Origin of the sequence: Streptococcus sp. DD11, from assembly GCF_001578865.1 — a bacterium.
GTDB lineage: Bacteria > Bacillota > Bacilli > Lactobacillales > Streptococcaceae > Streptococcus > Streptococcus panodentis.
This window is the reverse complement of the sequence record NZ_KQ969396.1, coordinates 28,747-32,071: the sequence shown is the minus strand read 5'-3', so window position 1 is coordinate 32,071 and position 3,325 is coordinate 28,747. Positions and strand designations below refer to the sequence as shown.

Annotated in this window: 4 protein-coding genes and 1 other annotated feature; all 4 genes read left to right on the top strand. The window is 36.8% G+C overall.

Translation table 11 applies throughout. The annotated features are described in order from the left end of the window. Positions 1-335 precede the first annotated feature (335 nt). Positions 336-1,052, top strand: coding sequence for a hypothetical protein (locus STRDD11_RS09580; protein ID WP_241209396.1), 717 nt, complete (start codon positions 336-338; stop codon positions 1,050-1,052). A gap of 493 nt (positions 1,053-1,545) precedes the next feature. After that, positions 1,546-1,681: a sequence feature (ribosomal protein L10 leader region), on the top strand. Positions 1,682-1,718: 37 nt separating this feature from the next. Next, positions 1,719-2,219 carry a 50S ribosomal protein L10 gene (rplJ, locus tag STRDD11_RS09570; protein WP_128837137.1) on the top strand — a complete coding sequence of 167 codons (501 nt, stop codon included), beginning with the start codon at positions 1,719-1,721 and terminating at the stop codon, positions 2,217-2,219. 67 nt (positions 2,220-2,286) lie between these two features. Continuing rightward, positions 2,287-2,655 carry a 50S ribosomal protein L7/L12 gene (gene rplL, locus STRDD11_RS09565; protein ID WP_128837136.1) on the top strand — a complete coding sequence of 123 codons (369 nt, stop codon included), beginning with the start codon at positions 2,287-2,289 and terminating at the stop codon, positions 2,653-2,655. Between the two features lie 593 nt (positions 2,656-3,248). Then, the coding region (locus STRDD11_RS14550) for a YSIRK-type signal peptide-containing protein (protein WP_241209429.1) at positions 3,249-3,325 on the top strand (77 nt) is incomplete at its 3' end.

Sequence of the window (3,325 nt, the reverse complement as noted above, 5' to 3'; positions counted from 1 at the left end):
AGAAATAAAAAGTTATTTTGTATTAGATAACGATGTTTATACTGATTTTGTTTAAAAATTTCTTGTTGGTTAAAGTAAAATACTTTGGTTTTAAAGGAGTCTGTTTCTTATAAGGGAAGTTAAATATAGACGGAGATGAGACGAAATTTACAGCAGAATTAGGTGATATGGAGTAAGATTATGAAAAAAATTTAAAAGTGTTAATTGTTTTTCTAGGAGGTTAATGATTATAATAAAATCATGCTGTAGTAAGGAGGAAGCAATGGGAGAAAATCACAAGGATAAACCACAGTTTTTCAAATAATGGGATGATGGATAAGGAAGAGGAGAAGGTTATGAAGAAAATTTTAAAAATATTCATTATAATTTTAGGAGGTTTAATGATTATGACGAATTTATCAGGTTGTGATAAAAATAGTCGTGCTCATGTGGAAAGTCAGTTTGCGGATTTAGAAAAAGTTTATTCTACTGCAAATGTTTCGGACTTGTTTAAATTTTATCCGAAAGGATTTGAAATTATTTATACAGTTTCAAATTTTGATGAGACTGGGAAAGATGTTCAATATTCTATAAATGTTTCAGGAAATCCTATTGATAAATCCATTAAAGGATTTATTGAAAAAAAAGCTGGACAGGTTTTTGAAGATGATATAACCAGTGAGATTGTATACAAACACAATATTCAATATTCTGCCCAAGGGTGGGAGAGCTTAGATTCAGATTATGTTATGGAGGAGGAAGCGAAAAACATCACTTTTCTCTTTCAATCCAATGTTTTTTCTGAAAAAATATTGTCTAGCTATAAATTAATTAATAGTCGATATAACCCTGAAATTCCTGCCTATCATTTGGCATATTATTTGGATGAGGGATTAGCAGCAAAAAATCACTTGGATTCATCTTGGAGAAATCAAAATGAAAATTTTGTTCTTTCTTTTACCAGAAATATTAGTGACGATAGAAAATATGTTCAAATTAATATGTCTACTTCGCGTTCCCTAAAATCAGAAACTATAATAAATGAATACAGAGAGGTGAATGATAATGAGTAGCGAATTAACAGCGTATGTTGCAAGGTTGGCATATACTATTGAGGATGGGATTATTGAATCGCAAGAGAGTATATAAACGAAGTCCGGTATAATATATGATAAAAAATACTAAAGAGGAAGCGTCATGGGTTTTGCAAGGAAAGTAATTCCAGAGGAATGCTGGAAAAGCTAGGATTATAATGTCGTTTGCCCCTATGTTATATATTGCCGCTTTTAATTTGATCTGTTCTTTTTTACTGTTCTGCTACCGTTTAATTTTTCATTTTGGCTGCCATAGCCATTAGCCAATCTTTTGATGTTTTTATTTTTAATTGGGATGTTTACCCTAGGACTAGGTTCTATGGTCTATGAAATGGTGAAACACAATCTTCGTATCAGCAGTAACATCCGAGAATTGAGACAATACTGTCCTGAGCTTGAACGGTGAAACCGCTAAATTCAAAAAGATTGCGCAAAAGGCTTGCAATCTTTTTTCTCTTTTGCTATAATTATCAATGGTTTGAAAAAACTGCCTAAGACAGTAGGGGAGCTCGACTCATAAGTATCCTACCGAGGACAAAACGTATCATGTAAAAAGAAGCGTATTGTACTTTCGTGTCTAGGTTTGGGCGCGTTTTTCTTTTGGAAAATTCCCCAAGCAAAATAATTACGGAGGTGAAACACTATATGAGTGAAGCTATTATTGCTAAAAAAGCGGAACTAGTTGACGCAGTTGCTGAGAAAATGAAAGCAGCTGCATCAATCGTCGTTGTGGACGCTCGTGGTTTGACTGTTGAGCAAGATACCGTTCTTCGTCGCGAACTTCGCGGAAGCGAAGTTGAGTACAAAGTGATTAAAAACTCAATCTTGCGCCGTGCAGCTGAAAAAGCTGGACTTGAAGATCTTGCATCAGTATTTGTCGGACCGTCTGCTGTGGCATTTTCTAACGAAGATGTGATTGCACCAGCGAAAATCCTGAACGACTTTGCTAAAAACGCTGACGCACTTGAGATCAAAGGTGGCGCTATCGAAGGCGCTGTCGCATCAAAAGAAGAAATCGTTGCACTTGCAACTCTTCCAAACCGCGAAGGACTTCTTTCTATGCTCCTTTCTGTACTTCAAGCGCCCGTTCGCAACGTTGCCTACGCTGTCAAAGCTGTGGCAGAAAGCAAAGAAGACGCAGCTTAATCAGCTGTGCAGCCTAGCATAAGCTAGAAAAAATTAAAATTATAAAACTTATTTGGAGGAAATCACAATGGCATTGAACATTGAAAACATTATTGCTGAAATTAAAGAAGCTTCAATCCTTGAATTGAACGACCTTGTAAAAGCTATCGAAGAAGAATTTGGTGTAACTGCAGCTGCTCCTGTAGCAGCGGTTGCAGCTGGCGGCGGAGAAGCTGCTGAAGCGAAAGATTCATTTGACGTTGAATTGACTGCAGCTGGCGACAAGAAGGTCGGCGTTATCAAAGCTGTCCGCGAAATCACTGGTCTTGGCCTCAAAGAAGCGAAAGAACTGGTTGACGGCGCTCCAAACGTTATCAAAGAAGGCGTTGCAGCAGCAGAAGCTGAAGAACTCAAAGCTAAACTGGAAGAAGCAGGCGCTTCAGTTACTCTTAAATAATAGAGTTTCCAACTATAACATGAAGAACCAAGTCGCGAGGCTTGGTTTTTTTACTTTTATCAAAATCTATTTTTTATTTGGAAAATACTAGAAAAAATATGATGTTATGATATAATGAAGATAGATTATAAACGATTTAGGAGATATTATGGATAAGATAAAGAGGATATGAGACTGTTACTTAGGATGTTTTATTAGGGATGCAGATGAATGGATACAGCGACTGGTCTTTATTGATTCTCTGCTAATCGTCATTTAGTTTATTTTTTATTACTTTGAGCTGCTGGCACTTCCTCACGGAAGCTTTATCCACCGCTTCAAAATCTCCACTGGAGCTTTTTGACACTTCCTAGCGGAAGCTTTATCTGCCACCTCAAAACCTCCACTGGAGGTTTTTGACACTTCCTAGCGGAAGCTTTATCTGCCACCTCAAAACCTCCACTGGAGGTTTTGAGCGGCTCGCAGCCTATCATTTTCTCATTTCAAAATGACAGGCCGAAACTATCCTCCGGACAGTTTCACTACTAAAAGTAAACTAAAAGACTATAAAGGATTTGTTATTCAGTTTTTGAATAATTTGAAAGGGATTGTTTATGAAAAAGTTGATGGGGGAGAAACAAAATCGTTTCTCGTTTAGAAAGTTGGCTGTCGGACTTGTTTCGGCTGCTAT

Coding starts and splice junctions, on each gene's coding strand:
- STRDD11_RS09580 (WP_241209396.1), top strand. CDS start 336: ATGAAGAAAATTTTAAAAATATTCATTATAATTTTAGGAGGTTTAATG.
- rplJ (WP_128837137.1), top strand. CDS start 1,719: ATGAGTGAAGCTATTATTGCTAAAAAAGCGGAACTAGTTGACGCAGTT.
- rplL (WP_128837136.1), top strand. CDS start 2,287: ATGGCATTGAACATTGAAAACATTATTGCTGAAATTAAAGAAGCTTCA.